The organism is Pseudomonas sp. A014 (assembly GCF_052378495.1).
GTDB classification, from domain to species: Bacteria; Pseudomonadota; Gammaproteobacteria; order Pseudomonadales; family Pseudomonadaceae; genus Aquipseudomonas; species Aquipseudomonas machongensis.
In genome coordinates, this window is record NZ_CP199001.1 from 5,971,463 (window position 1) to 5,990,302 (window position 18,840).

Genomic DNA, 18,840 nt, shown 5'->3' on the forward strand with positions numbered 1-18,840 from the left:
GCGCATTCGAAACGATGCATTGCACAACGTTATAATATAACAATACAATTTCGCCAAGCCGCGTCTGTCGAACGGCTGCCCGAGAGGATGGACATGAAGCACTCGAACCTCGCCCTATTGCTGCTGGCACTTGCCGTGCCCATCCCGCTCTACGCTGCGATCCCACAGCCCAGCCTGGCGTTGTGCACCCGCAGCGCCACGCTGTTGGCCTGCGAAGACGGCAAAGGCAGTTACTACAGTGTGCGAACCGAAGGCCGAGACTTTCATCTGCGCGGGTATGACAGCAACAGTCGACGACTCTGGGCGCAGACCAACAGCCGCTATGGACAGATGACCTTTTTCACCGGCCTGGCCAGCGACGGCGAAGCCTGGGTGGGCTACAGCCGGCGCGTCGGCTGGACCACCCTGAACCGCGTATCCAGCTCAAGCGGCCAACGTTTCAACCTGCATTGCAGCTTGATCGGAGGTTGCCGCTGAAGCCCCTTCTTCATGGACTCTATCGATGACCAGCCTGATGCTTCCCGACATCGCCGCACAAACCAGCCACAAGCTCCAACCCCTGGATTGGGTCGGTATGCGCGGTATCGCCCTGCCTGTGCAACTGAACGGGTACCGCCTGAGCGCCTGGGCTGATGCCGGCGTGAGCCTGGATGATGGTGAATCGCGCGGCATCCATATGTCGCGCCTTTACCTTGCGCTGGAGGCACTGGAGCACACTGAACTGACGCCCTTGGCATTGCGCCAGCTCCTGGCCCGCTTTCTCGACAGCCATGAAGGGCTTTCGTCCAGCGCCTACCTGCGCCTGAAATTCGACTATCTGATTAAGCGTCCAGCGCTTGTCAGCCCGTTGGAGGGCTGGAAGCGCTACCCGATCACCCTTGATGCACGCATCGAAAACGAGATGTTCCACGTGGAACAACACGTGGAAATCCCCTACTCATCCACCTGCCCATGCTCCGCTGCGCTGGCGCGCCAGCTCATCCAGCAGCAATTTCTCAAGGACTTCGCCAACCAGACGCTCGACCCGCAGGCCATTCTGCAATGGCTGGGCAGCAGTGCAGGTATCGTTGCGACGCCCCACAGCCAGCGCAGCCAGGCCTTCATCAAGGTGCGTCTGCGGGACAACCTGCAAACGCTTCCGCTCAACGCGCTGATCGATACCGTGGAAAACGCATTGGGTACCGCCGTGCAGACGGCCGTGAAAAGAGCCGACGAACAGGCGTTCGCCCTGGCCAATGGTCAGAACCTGATGTTCTGTGAAGATGCTGCGCGTCGCGTGCACCTGGCGCTGCGCGAATTGGAATGGGCCACCGGCTTCGATCTGCGCGTGGAACATGCGGAAAGCCTGCATGCCCACGACGCAGTGGCTGCCAGCCAGTGGCAATGGTGAGGCGCTAGCTGCGTGGACGTACGTTCCCGCAATCATTACCCAGCCACACCGCCCGGGTGTTCATGCTGCCCTGCTGCTGAACGCCCGAGGCATTGAAGGTGCCGCTGACCTGGGTGGTGAATTCGCGATCACTGAGGAAGGTTGCCTGACCGGTGCCTTGGGCTTTGGGGCAACTGAACTGGAACTTCCAGACGTTGCCTTGACGGTCGGTGATCTTCTGCGTGCAACCCGACTGCGGATCCTGCAGCGGAATATCATTGGTAGCCACCTGCTCTGGCGTCAGGCACGAGCGCACTCCATTGCCCCCCACGGTAATGCCTTGCTTGGCCAAGGCACCCTCCATCATGGCGCGCTGCTCCGGCGGCAGGTTCTTCAGTTGGCCGAGCATGAATGCCATGTCGGGCAATGGCTTGCCGTCGACCTGCATGTTGCTGGTGGTCAACTCCCAAAGACCGGGTTGCAGCATCTGCGCTTGCGCCAGCAGCGGGCTGCCCAGGCCCAGTGCCAGGGCAATCAGTGGCAGACGAATCTTCATGGATCAGTGCTCCTCGAAAGACCGGCTCCAGGCCGGACAGAGCCTTAGACGTCTTTTTCGCCCGTGGGTTGCAAGTGGCCCCGGGAACATGCTCTGTTAGGCGGCAGTGCTCTTGGAATGCAGGATGCGTATGGATTACCACAGCCCCTACTTCTTCGGTTACCTGCTCGGACTGATTCACTTCCTGGGCATCATCGCTGCGCTGCATGCGGTGTTCACTGTGCGTACCGCTCAAGGCGCAATCGCCTGGGCAATGTCACTGTTCTTCATTCCCTACCTGACCCTGGTGCCCTATCTGATCTTTGGCGCCCGCTCCTTTTACGCCTATATACAGGCGCGGCGACAAGCCAACCAGGAGATGCACGTGGCGATGGCCGACCTCAACTGGCGCCCCTGGGTGGAGGAAGCCCTGACCGCCCGGGAGTCGGAAAGCTACGCGGCACTGCGTGCCATGCCCAAGCTTGGTCGCATGCCCTGCCTGGCCAACAACCAGGTGAAATTGCTGATCGATGGCACTGCGACCTTCGACGCGATCTTCGCTGCCATCGGCGAGGCGCGGGACACGGTGCTGGTGCAGTTCTTCATCATCCACGACGACGCCATCGGCCAGGAGCTGCAACAACTGCTACTGCGCAAGGCCGCCGAAGGGGTAAGGATTTACGTATTGTTCGATCAGGTCGGCAGCCATGCCCTGCCGGCGCGCTACAGCCAGGTGCTGCGCGAGGGCGGTGTACAGATCCAGGCGTTCTCCTCGCGCCGTGGGTGGTTCAACCGCTTCCAGGTCAACTTTCGCAACCACCGCAAGATTGTCGTGGTTGACGGACTCCAGGGTTTCGTCGGTGGGCACAACGTCGGTGATGAGTACCTGGGCGGCAATCCACGCCTGTCACCCTGGCGCGATACCCACGTGCAGGTCAGCGGACCGGTGCTGGCCTGTCTGCAGGAGTCGTTCGCCGAAGACTGGTATTGGGCCACCCGTGAGCTGCCACCGCTGATCCTGCCCGATGCCTATCCAGAAGATGGCGTACTGTGTCAGGTGCTTGCCAGCGGCCCGGCGGACCCACAGGAGACCTGCCAACTGTTCTTCGTCGAAGCGATTCAGTCGGCAACACGGCGTATCTGGATCACCAGCCCCTACTTCATTCCAGACGAAGCCGTCTTCGCGGCACTGCGCCTAGCAGTGCTGCGCGGCGTCGATGTGCGGATACTGATTCCGTCACGGCCCGACCACAAGATCGTCTATGCCGCCTCCAGCCTGTTCGCCTTCGAAGCTGTGCGGGCCGGGGTGCGCATATTCCGTTATCAGCCGGGCTTCGTGCATCAGAAGGTGATCCTGGTGGACGATGATGTCAGCGCCATCGGCAGCGCCAACATGGACAACCGCTCGTTCCGCTTGAATTTCGAGATCACCTTGCTGACCATCGACCGCGCCTTTGCCGATCAGGTCGAGGCCATGCTGCTGTGCGACTTCGAGCAATCGCGGGAGATAACCGCCGAAGACAGCCGTGACACTCATCGGCTGCAGCAGCTGGGGATGCGCATCGCGCGCTTGATTTCACCGATTCTGTAGCCGGAAAAGTAGCGGGGCCGCATAAGCGGCCCCGTCTTGATCAACGATAGAGATCCTCACGCGTCCACGGCAGGTCGTGATGGCCATCCGCATACGGCTTCACTGCAAGAATCTGATGCAGGTTGATCCAGCCCTTGGTGAAGGCATAGGCGCATCCAGCCAGGTACAGCCGCCAGATCCGCAGCGTCTTCTCCGGCACCAGCGCCGCAGCGCGATGCAGCTGGTTCTCGAGGTTTTCGCTCCAGTGATTGAGGGTCTTGGCGTAGTGCAGACGCAGGCTTTCCACGTCTACCACCTCCAGCCCTGCCTCGCAGATACGCGCGGTAATCATCGAGATGTGCGGCAGCTCGCCGTGAGGGAATACATAACGATCAATGAAATCCCCAGCACCTCGCCCAACCGGCCGACCATCCACATGCTTGGCGGTGATGCCATGGTTCATCACCAGGCCGCCTTCACGTACGGCGCCGAACAGTCGCTGGCAGTACAGTTCGAGGTTGGCATGGCCGACGTGCTCGAACATGCCGACGCTGACCGCCTTGTCGAAACGGCCATCCTGGGGCAGGTCACGATAGTCGAGAATCTGCAGGTCGACCTTGTCGGACAGCCCCTCATCCTTGACCCGCTGGCGCCCCAGCGTCAATTGTTCCTTGCTCAGGGTGATGCCGAACACCTTGGCGCCATATTCGCGTGCGGCAAAACGCGCCAGGCCGCCCCAACCGCAGCCGACATCCAACAAGTAATCGCCGGCCTGCAGCCGCAGCTTGCGACACAGATGGTCGAACTTGTCTTGCTGGGCCTGGGCGAGGGTGTTGTCCGGCTCCTTGAAGTAGGCGCAGGAATAAGCCATGTCCGGATCGAGCCACAGTTGGTAGAACTCGTTGGACAGGTCGTAATGGTAGGAAATGGCTTCGGCGTCGGTTTTCTTGTCGTGCGAGGTGCGCACCGGGACTACATCTTCATCGTCTTTGAGCAAAGCCTCGCTGAGCTCGTCGCAAACGCGGATGACTTCGCCAATGTTCCCCTCGAGTTCAAGCTTGCCCTCGACAAAGGCTGTGCCCAGTTCATCCATGCTCGGGTGCGTCAGCTGACTGATCAACTGAGGCTCCTTGACCAGGATGGTGACCTGCGGGCTAGGCCCTAGATCGAACTGGTTGCCGTCCCACAGCTTAAGACGTAAAGGCAAGTGCAGGCTCTGCAACGCAGGTGGAAGTTGCGCAAGCATGAAAGACCCCCTTTCAATTACGGACGCCGTACAAGGATTCGAGCGTCACCGGATCAGGGTAGTTCATTCATCGGAAGTTTCCTTTTATAGCGACCATAGTCCAATACTATCGGCCATGCCGCGACTAACAGATTGTATACAATCCGCGATTCAGCGACTAACCTTGTGCCCCCTCTCGCGCATTCTTCTTCCCTGGAGTGAATCCCATGAAATCCTATGATGTGGTGATCATCGGTGGCGGCCCTGGCGGCTATAACGCGGCCATCCGTGCCGGTCAGTTGGGCCTGAGCGTGGCCTGCGTCGAAGGACGTTCGACTCTCGGCGGCACCTGCCTGAACGTCGGCTGCATGCCCTCCAAGGCGCTGCTGCACGCCTCCGAGCTGTACGAAGCCGCCAGCGGCAGCGAGTTCGCGCACCTGGGCATCGAGGTCAAGCCGACCCTGAACCTGGCGCAGATGATGAAGCAGAAAGACGAAAGCGTGAGCGGCCTGACCAAGGGTATCGAGTACCTGTTCCGCAAGAACAAGGTCGACTGGGTCAAGGGCTGGGGCCGCCTCGACGGCGTCGGCAAGGTCATCGTCAAGGCCGAGGATGGCAGCGAAACCACGCTTCAGGCCAAAGATATCGTGATCGCCACCGGCTCCGAGCCAACCCCGCTGCCAGGGGTGAATATCGATAACCAACGCATCATCGACTCCACTGGCGCCTTGGCGCTGCCGCAGGTCCCCAAGCACCTGGTGGTCATCGGCGCAGGCGTGATCGGCCTTGAACTGGGTTCGGTCTGGCGTCGCCTGGGGGCGGAGGTGACCGTGATCGAATACCTCGACCGCATCTGCCCCGGCACCGACGAGGAAACCGCCAGGACCCTGCAAAAAGCCCTGGCCAAACAGGGCATGAGCTTCAAGCTCGGCAGCAAGGTGACCCAGGCCACGCCTTCGGCGAGCAGCGTCAGCCTGACGCTTGAGCCTGCCGCTGGCGGCGACGCGCAAACCCTGGAGGCCGACTATGTGCTGGTGGCCATCGGCCGCCGCCCGTACACCCAGGGCCTGAACCTGGAGAGCGTCGGCCTGCAGACCGACAAACGCGGCATGCTCGCCAATGACCACCACCGCTCCCAGGTCCCCGGCATCTGGGTGATCGGCGACGTCACCTCCGGCCCGATGCTCGCGCACAAGGCCGAAGACGAAGCGGTGTCGTGCATCGAGCGTATTGCCGGCAAGGCCCATGAGGTCAACTACAACCTGATCCCCGGCGTCATCTATACACGACCGGAACTGGCCAGCGTTGGCAAGACCGAAGAGCAGCTCAAGGCAGAGGGCCGTGCCTACAAGGTCGGCAAGTTCCCCTTCACCGCCAACAGCCGCGCCAAGATCAACCATGAGACCGAAGGCTTCGCCAAGGTGCTGGCCGACGCCGAGACCGACGAGGTGCTAGGTGTGCATCTGGTCGGGCCGAGCGTCAGCGAGATGATCGGCGAATTCTGCGTGGCCATGGAGTTCAGCGCGTCGGCCGAGGATATCGCCCTGACCTGCCACCCACACCCGACTCGCTCCGAAGCCTTACGCCAGGCAGCGATGAACGTGGAAGGGATGGCGATGCAGATCTAAGACAAGGCCGCTTCTGCAAAAGCAGCGCAGGCCCCTGTGGGAGCCGGTTTACCCGCGAAAAGGACACCGCGCTGCCTGGCACGGGCTACGCCCCTGTTCGCGGGTAAACCCGCTCCACAGGGGATTGGGCTGACCCTAGATTTTGGACAAGACAGTTGCTCCTGCAGCGGCTACCACGCCTGCAGGAGCGGCCGCCCATGCCCTACCCCACCGCCCAGTTCTTATCCACAGCCCGCCCGAAACGTCTCGCCAGGAAAGGTGTGATATCCAGCGGCAGTGGCTCGTTGTGGATAACCTTGTCCAGCAACACGCCGGTGATTGCCGAGGTGAGAATCCCTGTGCGGAAATGTCCACAGGCGTTGAAGTAGCCAGTCACCTCATCCACAGGGCCAAGAATAGGCAGTTCGTCCGGCGACCCGGGACGCAGCCCCGCCCAGGTACGCTTCAGGCTCACCTGCGCCAGCTCCGGTACACAACGCACCGCCCCCTGAACCAACCCGGCAATTTCGGGGAAGGTATTGCTGACATCGAAGCCCTTGTCTTCCGTAGTGCTGCCAATCAGTACCTCGCCATTATCCTTTTGCGCCATGTAGCAATCACTGGTGGTCAGGCAGCCATCGAGCAGCTTGGGCAAACGTTCGGTGAGAACGATCTGGCCTTTCACCGGCTTGACCGGAATCGAAGTACCGGTGGCCCACTCACTGAGCTCGCCCGCCCAAGCCCCAGCGGCATTGAGCAAGGTGTGACAATGGAAAACCCCCGCCTCGGCAGTGCGTACACCCTTGATCTGCGAGTTCCCCTGCAGCACATCGGTGATGTTGGTGTTCAGATACAGATCGACGCCGTTCTGACGCGCAGCTTCCAGGTAGGCGTCGCCCAGGCGGAACGGGCTGACCTGGTGATCGCAGAGGAACTCCAGCGCCCCCTTGGCCTGCAGGGTCACCGCCGGCTCGCGCTCGCGCAGTGCCTGGCGATCCAGCCAGCGCACCTGGTCCGCCAGGTGCGGGATCTGCGCGACGATGTGCTCGGCGTACAGCTGGTCCTCATCGTCCTGGATGATGTACTTCAATCCGGTGCGCTCGAACTTGAAGTCCATGCCATGGCGCTCGATCAATTCGTGGTGCAGCTGTGGATAAAGTGCATTGGACTGCAGAGCCAGATCGAAGAAACACTGCGGCAGGATATGCGGCGTGCTCGAATCCACCGCCACTGCTGCGCCATGGGCCTCGCGTTTGTTGCGCGAGGACATCATGCGAAAGAAGATCACGCCACACCCCAGGCCCACCGACTCGCCGATGGCCCACAGGCCGCCAGCCGAGGCTCGTGTCGCATTGCCTGGGCGCTTGCTGTCGATCAGGGCGATTTTCAGCCCCTTGCGCTTGGACAACTGATAGGCACAGGAGGCGCCGATCACCCCGCCGCCGGCGATGACGATGTCATAGGTCTTGTTCATGCTCAGGCCTCCGTGGCCAGGTGCTGGAATGCGGAAAATGGGATGGGATCGATCGGGAAACGCGGTCGCAGCCAGCCGACATCCGCTCGCCCGGTGCTGGCGCGCAGGCGATCGCTGCAGTAGCCCACACACATGCGCCCCTGGCAGTCGCCCATGCTCACCCGCGTGCGCATCTTCAGGCTGGCCATGTCCTGCACACCTTGCTCGAGCGCCAGGTCGATATCGCTACGGGTGACGTGCTCGCAGCGGCAGATCACCGTGTCGGCCTGCGGCAGCTCGATTTGCGCTGCGCCACGTTGGGTATAGCGCTCGACACCCGCCCTGAACCGCGTGATCGCGGCCAGCTTGCCCAAGTACTGCTCGCGCCGCTCGATGGCCTGGGCGGCGTCGAGCACGCCACGTTGCTGCAGGATCGACACCGCAGCGATGCGCCCGGTCAGCATAGCTGCCTCGCCACCACGGATACCGCCCATGTCGCCGGCCAGGTGGATATGCGCCTGGCTGCTCTGCTGCCAGACATTGCATGTCGCGCGCAGGTAGCCGTCGTCGCTGAACCCATGCGCCAGCCCCAACTGTTGACTGAGCTGGGTGCGCGGGATAAATCCATAACCGACCGCCAAGGTGTCCACCGGCTCGCGCCGCACCCGACTCATGTCGGCTTTCCAATCCTGGCCATAGGGCGCAAGGCTGACTTCGCGCAGTCCACCTTCACCACTGGCGCTGACCACACCCCAGCCATAGTGCATCGCAATGCCGTTGAGCTTCATGTACGCCAGCATGCTGAGGCCGTCGAGAAACAGCTGCGGTTTGTTCAGCAGCGCCAGGCTTTCCTTGGCGATACGGTTGAAGGCGCAGGCCTCGTAGACGCCGGCAACCTTGGCGCCCGCCGCATGCAGTTGGCAGGCCACCAGTGGCAGCAGCGGGCCAGTACCTGCGATCAAGGTGCTGCCCAGCGGCTTGACCACACCGCTCTTGATCTGCAATTGCAGCCCGCCCAGCAGCATCACGCCAGGCAGTGTCCAGCCGGGGAATGGCACATTGCGCTCGTGGCAGCCGGCCGACAGCAGCAGATGGGAATAGTCGATCTCATGCAGTTGCTCGTCGGCATCCAGCACCATCAGGCGCTCATGATCGCCGCCAACCACACGGTTGTTCAGGCGCAAGTCGATATGTTCGGCGCTGCTGGCGAAGTCTTCGTGCAGCGTGTGCAGGGCCTTGCTGTAACGCGCGCCGAGGTAACCGAGGTCGACACCGGCACGCAGCGGCCCGCGATAGACCACGCCACCCGGGCGCGAGGCTTCATCGAACAGCAGGCAGTCGACGCCATGCTCGGCCAGCTCGATGGCCGCCGCCATACCCGCCGAGCCGCCTCCCACTATCACCGGCCGCAGACTCATGACTGCACCTCCCGGGCCAGGCGATTGACCTCGGTCTCCACCCGCATCCCCTGCCGGACCACGGTCTGGCAGGCTCGGCGCTTGGGCCGCCCGTCTATCGCCACCAGGCAGCAATGGCAAACGCCCATGCCGCAGAAGGCGCCAGCTGGCTGACCGTGGTCGTTGCGCGCCAGCTGACGCAGGCCAACGGCATTGAGCACGCTGAGTACCGTCTCGCCTTCTGCGGCCTGCACCGTCTGGCCATTGATCTGAAAGGTGATGTCAGCCTGCACGACAGGCTGTATGTCGAGCACTCGCTCCAGTGATTGCATGGGCTTCGTCCTTGTTTGAAGGGGACTCGACGGTACGCCAAAGCACTGTGAGGAGATATTGACCTAAGCCGTAGGAATTGAAGGAAGCTTCCTAGGATTTTGTCAGCGTATGACCTGATTTTTTCTGATGCAGTACCCGTCGAGCCGAATCGGCAATCAACATCACTGTTCCCGCCAGCATCAGTACATCCTTGAGCACCAGGCGCCCGGCACCAGACAGGTAGGGAAATCCATACTGCGCATCGCCCAGGTTCGCCACCCATGCCTTTGAGGAACATGCTATGCAAACCCCTTCGCCACGACGCTTCCGGGCAGCTCAAGTTATTCATCGATCGTCTCAAGCGCATCGGCGTCGAAACTGACCTCAGGAAAAATCCGCAGGATGTTGTGCGCAGAATTCGTTTGAGATGACGCGCCGCTTTGCCCAAGGTGTCGGCTCGGATAGCCATTGCCTGAAGCAAGACCTCGATTGATGGCACCGCCCCGTGCAGGTAGATCCGCGAGCACTTGCCGCTCGCAGGACGCGCCGGTTTCTTCCAATAATAAGAGAAGTCTGGACATGCAAGACAACGGATTGAAGCAAAGCCTCAAGCAGCGGCATATCACCATGATCGCGCTTGGCGGCGTGATCGGCGCCGGGTTGTTCGTCGGCTCCGGCAGCCTGATTGCCTCGGCCGGCCCGGCCGCGATTCTGTCCTACGTGATCGGCGGCATCATCGTCACCCTGGTGATGTTCATGCTCGGCGAGATGGCCTCGCGCAATCCTGACGCCGGCTCCTTCTCGACCTACGCCAACACCTACCTCGGCAACTGGGCGGGCTTCACCGTGGGCTGGCTGTACTGGCTCAAGTCGATGATGACCATCACCCTCGAAGCCGTGTTGCTGGGCGCGATCCTCAACGATTTCATGCCCTGGCTGCCTATCTGGATCGGCGCCTTCATCATGCTGGTGACGCTGATCGCCAGCAACGCCTACTCGGTGCGTTCGTTCGCCGAAGTGGAGTATTGGCTGGCGGCGCTGAAGGTGGTCACCATCCTTATCTTCATGCTGCTCGGCGCGTCCATACTGCTGGGGTGGCAGGAAGACATCCCCGCTCCCGGCCTGGTCAACCTCACCGACCATGGCGGCTTCATGCCCAATGGCCTGTCGCCGGTGATGGCCGGGGTGATCGTGGCGATCTTCTCGCTGGGCGGCAGCGAAATTGCCGCTGTAGCTGCCGGTGAATCGGAGAACCCGCGCCGGAACGTGATCCGCGCGATCAAGAGCGTGATCGTGCGGGTGATGCTGTTCTATGTCGGTTCCGTGTCGATCCTGGTGCTCTGCCTGCCCTGGACCGACAAGGCCAACCTCGCCTCGCCCTACGTCGCGCTGTTCACCCTCGCCGGTTTCAAGGGTGCCGCGGTGGCGATGAAACTGGTGTTGTTCGTGTCGTTCATGTCGGTGATGAACTCGTTCATGTTCTCCAACTCGCGCATGCTGTTCTCGCTCAGCCAACGCGGACATGCCCCGGCGCTGTTCGCCCGGACTAACGCCAAGGGCGTTCCGATCAATGCACTGGCGCTGGCGTTCTGCATTTGCGTGACGATTCTGACCTTGCACTTCATCAGTGGCGGCGATCTCTTCCTGACCCTGGCCAGGAGCACCGGTGCGTTCATCATCTTCGTCTGGATCTTCATCATTTTCGCCCACGTCGGCATGCGCCTGAAAACCCGGCATGAAGTGGTGGGCCCATCCTCGTTCAGGGCCTGGGGATTCCCGCTGACCAACGTTATTGCGCTGCTGGCGCTGGTGTCGGTGCTTGCAACCCAGGCGATCGACCCAGCGACGCGTTTTCAATTCTGGCTGGTGCTGGTGACCTTGCTGGTGATCGTGGCGGCGTACTTCATGGTACGCAGGCGTCGGAGTGGCGAAGTGCGGGAGCTGGCGCGGACTTGATATAAGTCGAGCACTTAATTTTCAAATAAAAATATCGGAGGCAATCACTCATGCCTCCGATATTTTTTGTTCAAACGCGGCGCAAACGTCAGAAGGCGTTATCTCTTCTTGCATTCCTGAGCATGGACTTGGCATATAGGGTACCCAGGCCATGTGCTCCACCGTGCAAACTAATTAAGCAAGGTAGAGGCTTGCCGCTAAGCTCGGACGCCAACAAAAAAGTCCAATCCGTCAGGCATCGGATTGCCAAGTAGAGAAAATATTTTTTCTGCTTGCTCATCAGACAGAGGAAGTTCACCGTCTGATTCAGCCTCAAGGGACTGCCAATTCAAAAGGCTCATAACATCTTTTTCATTAAGAGATGGGATGCGCAAGCGAAACTTTAATGAATTATCAAGACTATCGTCTTTCAGAAAACCTGTCAAAGAAATATACATTATAACGACTCCTCACTTCGGGGTAGTTCGACCAGGAACAGCAGGCTTTGTTTGATTACCAGAGACAGAGTCAAACTCTCCTAAATGCTTGCCTTGTTTATTATATAACTCAACCCTTCCGTGCTGACTATCCCACTCATAAATTCTGCCTTTACTATCCATCCAGCGGCTTCTAAGTTTACCGCCACCACGAACGCTACTTTTAGCCTTCACCGGTTTTGCATCAGGAAACGCAATCAAATCATCAGGTGCCTGATGATATCCTGGAGTACTGAACATCAAGTAGACCGGCTCAATTCCCGAGTCAATCGGGAATGTGATGATCAGGTCATTGGCATCCAGCACTTCACCTGGGTACGACAGTGCCTCAATCTCAAGCGGCTGTAGCTCTACCCCTGTGTAGATTGGCACAGTCTGTGTCGCCGTGGGTGTAGTAGTTGTTGAGGACTGTTCGCCGGGGGCGCGACCTGGCGTCCAAGTTAGAGTGATAGGAGGCTGGTCAGGCACCAGGCTTGGCACTACAACCATGTAGCGCCCAGTCTGCGGGTCCAATGTGGCCGCCCGGACGGGTACGTTCTTTGTTACGTTGATCCCATCGGCAGCGACGACCAAAATGTAAGAGCGACCATCCCCGCGTGTTTCGTTGGCCAATCGATAGGCCAGCTCGACTTTACCCTGTGCAGCAGCGATAGCATTGAGATTGGCCCCCGGCGCAAGACCAAGGTCTCGGGCGTCGACCCCCATACCATAGCGGAAACGGGCTGGAGTCTGGTCTTGAGCTTGACTGGCCGTGGAACTGGGGTAAACCAAGGCGGCAAGCCCTGCTGCAAAGGGAGCACCGACCGTAGCAGAAGTGATCCCGCCCAATGCGGTGATCGCACTCGCGATCCCTTGGCGCAGAGCAGCAAGAGTTGCTTCGGCCAAAGGCACTACGCCTTGTCCGGGTATGCTCAGCGCAGCGGCACTGCCTGCAAACCGGTAAGTGCTGGCCGCCCGGGCGATGGCATTCTGAGTGAGAGCAGTCACGCCCTGTAACTGCGTCTGAGCGTTAGTTCGCGCAGTCTGGATGCCAGCAATGACTTGTTGTCGTTTAGCGCTGTCGGCGAGGGAGGCCTGGTCAAGCTGGTCAGTTACGATGGCATAAGTGCTGTTCGTTGTTTGCTGCAGGCTCTGCCGGGCTGCAGCGGCGGCGGCATGTGTTGGGTTCGCTTGAACTTGTGCAATGAGTTCGACCATGCGGGCGTTGACTAGGCTAGCTGCGTTACTACTTGCTTGAATGATCGTATTGCGTTGAGAAGCGATAAGCGTATCGGCGTCAGCCACTAGCTGATTTACCACGTCAGTGAACGTTGAGGCGAGGAGGTTCGCCTGTGCTTTAACTGATTGACTGATCTGAGCGAGCTCGTTTGCATTGATTTGACTACTGGCCGCTGCAGCAAGGGCATCAATCTGCTGGTCACTTTGCTGAACCGACTGTTGGACAGCCTGCGTAGCGGCTTGTCGTTCAGCATGGGTCAGAGTCGATGAGTCGGAAAACTGACTTTCCAGCGTTTGTCTTTGCGTAGCCAGGTGCTGTTGCGCAGGTTCCGTAATGGCTGATAGCTCACTGCTGACTGACTGAATAACGGCTTGTGCTTCTCGTTCTGCAGCTTGAGCGACGGCCAACTGTTCGCGCAACGTCGCCGCCTGAGCATTGAGCAGAGAGATTTGGTCGCCAAGATAGCGGGCCTGATATGTCGCAGCCAGAGACGCCTGCCATCTGGGAATGACATTCACTGCTACGTTGCCACTGATGGCGAGGTCTGTCACAGTCCGGATGAAATCAACACGCCCCTTGCTTGAAAAATCTGCAGAGTAAAAGCTGTTTGCCTTCGTTTGCTGAGTTTGACGTTGGATAGTTTTTTGGTTCGTCGCGCTTTCGCGCAAATTTATTTCCCTAAGCAAAACTCCGACAGAGGTAGAGTCACCTGCGTACGTCCCCCCTCGCGCGGTATCAAGCTCTTTTTGTAGCGTGGATGCTAAAACAGCAACGCTTGCTAGATATTGTTCATTAATGCGTTTTGTTTCTTTTTCATAAACCGAAGTCAGGTAAGCCGACATAGCGCTTCGAAACTGCGCCTGACTTGTAATCGGGCCAAAATTTACTGACGGTAGCCCAGGGATGTTGATGGGAACGGTGGGCTCACCAACAAATGTTGGTCCGAGATAGACTGGCTCACCAATAGGGGGGTCAATTCCAGGGGCTGTAACAGGCGTTGCGGGTAATTCAATAGGTCCTTGCACCATGATATCGCTCCATAACTCGTGATCGATGAAATGAGCGGTTCGCCTTCCTGCGCATTCGGGATGTGAGGTGGCAAGCCACCAGAGTACTGTATAGATGAACAGCAAATTTAAGAAATAAGAATCAATTGCAAAATGTGAACTGAACAAGGTCGCCTCCGGTATCGTCGCCTCGTGCGTCTTTCGACGGGTGGGCTACTGGGCCGAGGTCGCGGGTATCGCGATCGCGGCTTCGGGCGTACACGGGCTGCGGCTTTATCAGAAAAGCCGGATGGAGACCTCGTGGTCAAAGCGCTGGATGTGGCTCACGAAACCAGGGGCGATTCAGCTGAAACGAGGTGCGCAACGAAAAAGGGAGCCGGTTAAGGCTCCCTTCGTCAGCGACAGTTTTATTGCGGTGCGACAGTTTTAATTCGCAAAATCCATCCCCCGCTCAGCGCAGCCGTTTACTCCACCGTCACCGACTTCGCCAGGTTACGCGGCTGGTCAACGTCAGTGCCCTTGAGCACGGCCACGTAGTACGACAGCAGCTGCAGCGGAATGGTGTACAGGATAGGCGCCAGGGCATCGATGATGTGCGGCACCTTGATCACATGGGTGCCTTCACCATTGCTCATGCCGGCGTTCTCGTCGGCGAACACCACCAGCTCGCCGCCGCGGGCGCGCACTTCCTGCAGGTTCGACTTGAGCTTTTCCAGCAGCTCGTTGTTCGGCGCGACGGTAACCACCGGCATGTCGGCATCGACCAGCGCCAGCGGGCCGTGCTTGAGCTCACCTGCCGGATAGGCTTCGGCGTGAATGTAGGAGATCTCCTTGAGCTTGAGCGCGCCTTCCATCGCCACCGGATACTGGGCACCACGGCCGAGGAACAGGGTGTGGTGTTTGTCGGCGAACAGTTCGGCGGTCTTCTCGACCACGCTGTCCATCGCCAGGGCTTCGCCCAGACGCGCGGGCAGACGGCGCAGCTCTTCGACCAGCTCGGCTTCGACGCCAGCTTCGAGGCTGCCGCGTACCTGGCCCAGGGCGAGGGTCAGCAGCATCAGCGAGACCAGCTGGGTGGTGAAGGCCTTGGTCGAGGCAACGCCGATTTCCGGGCCGGCCAGGGTCAGCAGGGTCAGGTCGGATTCACGTACCAGCGAGCTGATGCCAACGTTGCAGATTGCCAGGCTGCCGAGGAAGCCCAGCTCCTTGGCGTTGCGCAGGGCAGCCAGGGTGTCGGCGGTTTCGCCGGACTGGGAGATGGACACGAACAAGGTGTCCGGCTGCACCACCACCTTGCGGTAGCGGAATTCGCTGGCGACTTCGACCTGGCAGGGGATGCCGGCCAGGCTTTCCAGCCAGTAACGCGCGACCATGCCGGCGTGATAGCTGGTGCCGCAGGCGACGATCTGTACATTGCGCACCTTGGCGAACAGATCCGCAGCTTGCGGGCCGAAGGCCTGGACCATGACGTGGTCGCCGGCCAAGCGGCCTTCGAGGGTGCGCTGTACCACCGAAGGCTGCTCGTGGATTTCCTTGAGCATGAAGTGGCGATAGGTGCCCTTGTCGGCAGCCTCGGCGCCTTCGTGGTACTGCACGGTTTCACGCTGGACCTTGCTACCGGCCTGATCCCAGATGTTCACCTGGTCGCGGCGGATTTCGGCGATATCGCCTTCCTCGAGGTACATGAAGCGGTCGGTGACCTGACGCAACGCGAGCTGGTCGGAGGCCAGGAAGTTCTCGCCATGACCCAGGCCGATCACCAGCGGGCTGCCGCTGCGCGCAGCAACCAGACGGTCCGGCTGCTTGACGCTGATCACCGACAGACCGTAGGCACCATGCAGACGCTTGACCACAGTCTTGAAGGCATCGGTCAGGTCGGGAATGCTCTTGAGGGTGTGGTGGATCAGGTGGATGATCACCTCGGTATCGGTCTGCGAGGTGAACACGTAGCCAAGGGCCTTGAGTTCTTCACGCAGCTCTTCGTGGTTCTCGATGATGCCGTTGTGCACCACGGCCACTTCCTGGCCGGAGAAGTGCGGGTGGGCATTGTGCTCGGTCGGTGCGCCGTGGGTAGCCCAACGGGTGTGAGCGATGCCCAGGTGACCGTCGAGCGGCTCGGCAGCCACCGCGGCTTCCAGCTCGCTCACCTTGCCGATGCGGCGACGACGATCGAGCTCGCCCTGCTGGGTGACGACCGCCAGGCCCGCGCTGTCGTAGCCACGGTATTCCAGGCGCTTGAGGCCCTCGATAAGGATGGAGGTGATGTTGCGCTCGGCGACTGCACCGACGATTCCACACATGGTTATTGCTCCTGGCTGATCGCGGCGCAGATCAGGTTGATGCCGCGGGCTTGAATCTGTTCGCGTGCCGCTGCGGGCAGGCGATCATCTGTAATAAGGGTGGTAACGCTGCTCCAGGGCAGCTCGAGGTTGGGGATCTTGCGCCCGACCTTGTCCGATTCGACCATCACGATCACTTCTCGGGCCACTTCCGCCATCACCCGGCTCAGGCCGAGCAGTTCGTTGAAGGTGGTGGTGCCGCGGTTCAGGTCGATGCCGTCGGCACCGATGAACAACTGGTCGAAATCGTATGAGCGTAGTACCTGCTCGGGGACCTGACCCTGGAACGACTCGGAATGCGGGTCCCAGGTACCACCGGTCATCAGTAGCACCGGCTCGTGCTCGAGCTCGCTGATGGCTCGGGCTACGTTCAAGGAGTTGGTCATCACGACCAAGCCGGGCTGGCGCCCGAGCTCTGGGATCATTGCTGCAGTGGTACTGCCGCTGTCGATGATGATGCGTGCATGTTCGCGAATGCGTCCGACAGCTGCGCGGGCGATGGCTTTCTTGTAACTGGAAACCGGCTGAGCGGCCTCACCCAGCATCTCCTGCGGCACTGGCACCGCACCGCCGTAACGACGCAACAATAGGCCATTGGCTTCCAGCGCGGCGAGATCCTTGCGAATGGTCACTTCCGAGGTTTCGAAACGCTTGGCCAGCGCGTCCACGCTTACCTCGCCCTGCTCGGCGAGCAAGGCCAGGATATTGTGGCGACGTTGAGGGGTGTTTCGTTTCGACATGTGAGGATAAGTTTCGATTCGAAAGATAATGGCTGCAATCAAAACCTAAGATGAAGGATTCGTCAAGCAGCGGATAGATTTACTGACGACGCTGTTTACTGTGTAGCGGGCTGGTCCGGCAAAAAAAAAAGCCGACTTATTCACATAAGTCGGCTTTCGATCGAAACATCTGTGGATAACTCAGCTTTTCTTGATCTTCTCCGGCCGTTTCCAGCCATCGATATTGCGTTGGCGTGCGCGAGCAACGGCCAACTGGCCAGCTTCAACAGACTGATTGATGGTCGAGCCGGCAGCCGTGGTAGCGCCGTCCTTGATTTCCACAGGTGCGACCAGCGAGTTGTTCGAACCGATGAACACATCTTCGCCCAGCAAGGTCTTGAACTTGTTCGCGCCATCGTAGTTGCAGGTGATGGTACCCGCGCCGATGTTGGTGCGCGCACCGATCTCGGCGTCGCCCAGATACGTCAGGTGACCGGCCTTGGCGCCCTCGCCCAGATGGGCGTTCTTCAGCTCGACGAAGTTACCCACATGGGCTTTGGCCTCCAGTACGCTGCCTGGGCGCAGGCGAGCGAACGGGCCGGCATCGCTGCCCTCGCCCATCACCGCACCTTCGAGATGGCTGTTGGCCTTGACCACAGCGCCCTTGCGCAGGGTGCTGTTCTTGATCACGCAGTTAGGGCCGATCTGCACATCGTCTTCGATGATCACCTTGCCTTCGAGGATGACGTTGATGTCGATCAGCACATCGCGCCCCACGATCACCTCGCCACGCACATCGAAACGCGCGGGGTCACGCAGGGTCACGCCCTGGGCCATCAGTCGGCGTCCCTCGCGCAACTGGTAGTGACGCTCAAGCTCTGACAATTGCAGGCGGTCGTTGGCGCCCTGCACTTCCATGGCGTCATGCGGCTGCTCGGTGGCAACCACCAGGCCATCGGCCACGGCCATGGCAATCACGTCGGTGAGGTAGTACTCGCCTTGGGCGTTGTTGTTGGACAGGCGCCCCATCCAGTCTGCCAGCCGCGCGGCCGGCATCGCGAGGATGCCCGTGTTGCCTTCCTTGATCGCCCGCTGTGCTTCACTGGCGTCCTTGTGCTCGACGATGGCCGCTACCCGGCCTTGGGCATCACGCACGATGCGGCCGTAACCGGTTGGATCCTGCAGGGTGACGGTCAGCAGGCCGAGTTGCTGTTCATTGACCTTGGCCAGAAGCCGCTCGAGCGTCCCCACCTCGATCAACGGCACGTCGCCATAGAGCACCAGCACAGTATCGGCGGTGATCGCCGGCAGTGCCTGGGCGACGGCATGGCCGGTGCCAAGCTGTTTGTCCTGCATGACGAAATTCAGATCGTCAGCCGCCAGGCGTTCACGTACCAGCTCTGCACCATGACCGATGACCACATGGATACCCTTCGGCTGCAACTGACGCGCGCTGTGGATAACGTGGCCAAGCATGGAATTACCGGCGACCGGATGCAGTACCTTGGGCAGCGAAGAGCGCATGCGGGTGCCTTGGCCTGCGGCGAGAATAACGATATCGAGTGACATTGACTGGCTACCAATCCTGGGCGGTCAGGGATGTGACCGAAGGGGAAAATTCGGAAAAGAAAAAGGGTAGCCGAGGCTACCCTTTAA

Annotated in this window: 17 protein-coding genes; 5 read left to right on the plus strand and 12 right to left on the minus strand. The window is 60.1% G+C overall.

Annotation, left to right across the window (positions count from 1 at the left end; all coding sequences use genetic code 11):
- Nucleotides 1-93 precede the first annotated feature (93 nt).
- A complete protein-coding gene (locus tag ACTYOL_RS27445; RefSeq protein ID WP_151925859.1) occupies nucleotides 94-477 on the plus strand; it encodes a glutamine synthetase in 384 nt (127 codons plus the stop codon).
- Between the two features lie 25 nt (nucleotides 478-502).
- Nucleotides 503-1,390 (plus strand): GTP cyclohydrolase FolE2, encoded by an 888-nt coding sequence (gene folE2 / locus ACTYOL_RS27450; protein ID WP_200603734.1) that lies wholly within the window; start codon nucleotides 503-505, stop codon nucleotides 1,388-1,390.
- 4 nt (nucleotides 1,391-1,394) lie between these two features.
- Here the strand turns inward: folE2 and ACTYOL_RS27455 are convergent, their stop codons facing one another.
- Nucleotides 1,395-1,925 (minus strand): DUF3617 domain-containing protein, encoded by a 531-nt coding sequence (locus ACTYOL_RS27455; RefSeq protein WP_054892991.1) that lies wholly within the window; start codon nucleotides 1,923-1,925, stop codon nucleotides 1,395-1,397.
- A 130-nt stretch (nucleotides 1,926-2,055) separates the two neighbouring features.
- Between ACTYOL_RS27455 and cls the strand changes: the two genes are divergently transcribed.
- Nucleotides 2,056-3,495, plus strand: coding sequence for a cardiolipin synthase (cls, locus tag ACTYOL_RS27460; protein WP_063541882.1), 1,440 nt, complete (start codon nucleotides 2,056-2,058; stop codon nucleotides 3,493-3,495).
- 40 nt (nucleotides 3,496-3,535) lie between these two features.
- On the opposite strand, the gene cfaB is transcribed toward cls, so the two are convergent.
- Nucleotides 3,536-4,720, minus strand: a complete 1,185-nt coding sequence (gene cfaB / locus ACTYOL_RS27465; RefSeq protein ID WP_153774326.1) for a C17 cyclopropane fatty acid synthase CfaB — start codon at nucleotides 4,718-4,720, stop codon at nucleotides 3,536-3,538.
- Between the two features lie 206 nt (nucleotides 4,721-4,926).
- Here cfaB and lpdA point away from each other — a divergent pair, with 206 nt between their 5' ends.
- Nucleotides 4,927-6,327: a dihydrolipoyl dehydrogenase gene (gene lpdA, locus ACTYOL_RS27470; protein ID WP_054892994.1), complete on the plus strand. Its 1,401-nt coding sequence runs from the start codon at nucleotides 4,927-4,929 to the stop codon at nucleotides 6,325-6,327.
- A 202-nt stretch (nucleotides 6,328-6,529) separates the two neighbouring features.
- Here the strand turns inward: lpdA and hcnC are convergent, their stop codons facing one another.
- The 5 genes from hcnC to ACTYOL_RS27495 form a co-directional block, all read right to left on the minus strand.
- Nucleotides 6,530-7,780, minus strand: a complete 1,251-nt coding sequence (gene hcnC, locus ACTYOL_RS27475; RefSeq protein WP_153774325.1) for a cyanide-forming glycine dehydrogenase subunit HcnC — start codon at nucleotides 7,778-7,780, stop codon at nucleotides 6,530-6,532.
- A gap of 2 nt (nucleotides 7,781-7,782) precedes the next feature.
- Nucleotides 7,783-9,177 carry a cyanide-forming glycine dehydrogenase subunit HcnB gene (hcnB, locus tag ACTYOL_RS27480; protein ID WP_153774324.1) on the minus strand — a complete coding sequence of 465 codons (1,395 nt, stop codon included), beginning with the start codon at nucleotides 9,175-9,177 and terminating at the stop codon, nucleotides 7,783-7,785.
- Nucleotides 9,174-9,488, minus strand: a complete 315-nt coding sequence (gene hcnA / locus ACTYOL_RS27485; RefSeq protein ID WP_153774323.1) for a cyanide-forming glycine dehydrogenase subunit HcnA — start codon at nucleotides 9,486-9,488, stop codon at nucleotides 9,174-9,176. The genes hcnB and hcnA overlap by 4 nt, the downstream gene beginning before the upstream one ends.
- Before the next feature lie 91 nt (nucleotides 9,489-9,579).
- Complete coding sequence (locus tag ACTYOL_RS27490; RefSeq protein WP_306109881.1) at nucleotides 9,580-9,747, minus strand: DUF417 family protein; 168 nt, start codon at nucleotides 9,745-9,747, stop codon at nucleotides 9,580-9,582.
- A gap of 62 nt (nucleotides 9,748-9,809) precedes the next feature.
- Entirely contained in the window at nucleotides 9,810-10,049 is a 240-nt protein-coding gene (locus ACTYOL_RS27495; protein WP_153774322.1) for a hypothetical protein, read from the minus strand.
- On the opposite strand from ACTYOL_RS27495, the gene ACTYOL_RS27500 reads away from it, so the two are divergent.
- A complete protein-coding gene (locus ACTYOL_RS27500) occupies nucleotides 10,048-11,424 on the plus strand; it encodes an amino acid permease (RefSeq protein WP_153774321.1) in 1,377 nt (458 codons plus the stop codon). The genes ACTYOL_RS27495 and ACTYOL_RS27500 overlap by 2 nt on opposite strands.
- 197 nt (nucleotides 11,425-11,621) lie before the next feature.
- Here ACTYOL_RS27500 and ACTYOL_RS27505 read toward each other — a convergent pair whose 3' ends face one another.
- The 5 genes from ACTYOL_RS27505 to glmU all read right to left on the minus strand — a co-directional run bounded on the left by ACTYOL_RS27505 (nucleotide 11,622) and on the right by glmU (nucleotide 18,753).
- Nucleotides 11,622-11,861, minus strand: a complete 240-nt coding sequence (locus ACTYOL_RS27505) for a pyocin S6 family toxin immunity protein (RefSeq protein WP_153774320.1) — start codon at nucleotides 11,859-11,861, stop codon at nucleotides 11,622-11,624.
- Nucleotides 11,862-11,873: 12 nt separating this feature from the next.
- Nucleotides 11,874-14,294, minus strand: a complete 2,421-nt coding sequence (locus ACTYOL_RS27510) for an S-type pyocin domain-containing protein (RefSeq protein WP_444757374.1) — start codon at nucleotides 14,292-14,294, stop codon at nucleotides 11,874-11,876.
- 296 nt (nucleotides 14,295-14,590) lie between these two features.
- A complete protein-coding gene (glmS, locus tag ACTYOL_RS27515; RefSeq protein ID WP_444757375.1) occupies nucleotides 14,591-16,426 on the minus strand; it encodes a glutamine--fructose-6-phosphate transaminase (isomerizing) in 1,836 nt (611 codons plus the stop codon).
- 2 nt (nucleotides 16,427-16,428) lie between these two features.
- Entirely contained in the window at nucleotides 16,429-17,205 is a 777-nt protein-coding gene (locus tag ACTYOL_RS27520; protein WP_444757376.1) for a DeoR/GlpR family DNA-binding transcription regulator, read from the minus strand.
- Between the two features lie 180 nt (nucleotides 17,206-17,385).
- On the minus strand, nucleotides 17,386-18,753 hold the full coding sequence (glmU, locus tag ACTYOL_RS27525; protein WP_197891755.1) for a bifunctional UDP-N-acetylglucosamine diphosphorylase/glucosamine-1-phosphate N-acetyltransferase GlmU: 1,368 nt from the start codon (nucleotides 18,751-18,753) through the stop codon (nucleotides 17,386-17,388).
- Nucleotides 18,754-18,840 lie beyond the last annotated feature (87 nt).

What these genes read in the sequence shown, in the direction of transcription:
- ACTYOL_RS27445 (WP_151925859.1), top strand. Translation starts at nt 94, where the DNA reads ATGAAGCACTCGAACCTCGCCCTATTGCTGCTGGCACTTGCCGTGCCC.
- folE2 (WP_200603734.1), top strand. Translation starts at nt 503, where the DNA reads ATGACCAGCCTGATGCTTCCCGACATCGCCGCACAAACCAGCCACAAG.
- ACTYOL_RS27455 (WP_054892991.1), bottom strand. Translation starts at nt 1,925, where the DNA reads ATGAAGATTCGTCTGCCACTGATTGCCCTGGCACTGGGCCTGGGCAGC.
- cls (WP_063541882.1), top strand. Translation starts at nt 2,056, where the DNA reads ATGGATTACCACAGCCCCTACTTCTTCGGTTACCTGCTCGGACTGATT.
- cfaB (WP_153774326.1), bottom strand. Translation starts at nt 4,720, where the DNA reads ATGCTTGCGCAACTTCCACCTGCGTTGCAGAGCCTGCACTTGCCTTTA.
- lpdA (WP_054892994.1), top strand. Translation starts at nt 4,927, where the DNA reads ATGAAATCCTATGATGTGGTGATCATCGGTGGCGGCCCTGGCGGCTAT.
- hcnC (WP_153774325.1), bottom strand. Translation starts at nt 7,780, where the DNA reads ATGAACAAGACCTATGACATCGTCATCGCCGGCGGCGGGGTGATCGGC.
- hcnB (WP_153774324.1), bottom strand. Translation starts at nt 9,177, where the DNA reads ATGAGTCTGCGGCCGGTGATAGTGGGAGGCGGCTCGGCGGGTATGGCG.
- hcnA (WP_153774323.1), bottom strand. Translation starts at nt 9,488, where the DNA reads ATGCAATCACTGGAGCGAGTGCTCGACATACAGCCTGTCGTGCAGGCT.
- ACTYOL_RS27500 (WP_153774321.1), top strand. Translation starts at nt 10,048, where the DNA reads ATGCAAGACAACGGATTGAAGCAAAGCCTCAAGCAGCGGCATATCACC.
- ACTYOL_RS27495 (WP_153774322.1), bottom strand. Translation starts at nt 10,049, where the DNA reads ATGTCCAGACTTCTCTTATTATTGGAAGAAACCGGCGCGTCCTGCGAG.
- ACTYOL_RS27505 (WP_153774320.1), bottom strand. Translation starts at nt 11,861, where the DNA reads ATGTATATTTCTTTGACAGGTTTTCTGAAAGACGATAGTCTTGATAAT.
- glmS (WP_444757375.1), bottom strand. Translation starts at nt 16,426, where the DNA reads ATGTGTGGAATCGTCGGTGCAGTCGCCGAGCGCAACATCACCTCCATC.
- ACTYOL_RS27520 (WP_444757376.1), bottom strand. Translation starts at nt 17,205, where the DNA reads ATGTCGAAACGAAACACCCCTCAACGTCGCCACAATATCCTGGCCTTG.
- glmU (WP_197891755.1), bottom strand. Translation starts at nt 18,753, where the DNA reads ATGTCACTCGATATCGTTATTCTCGCCGCAGGCCAAGGCACCCGCATG.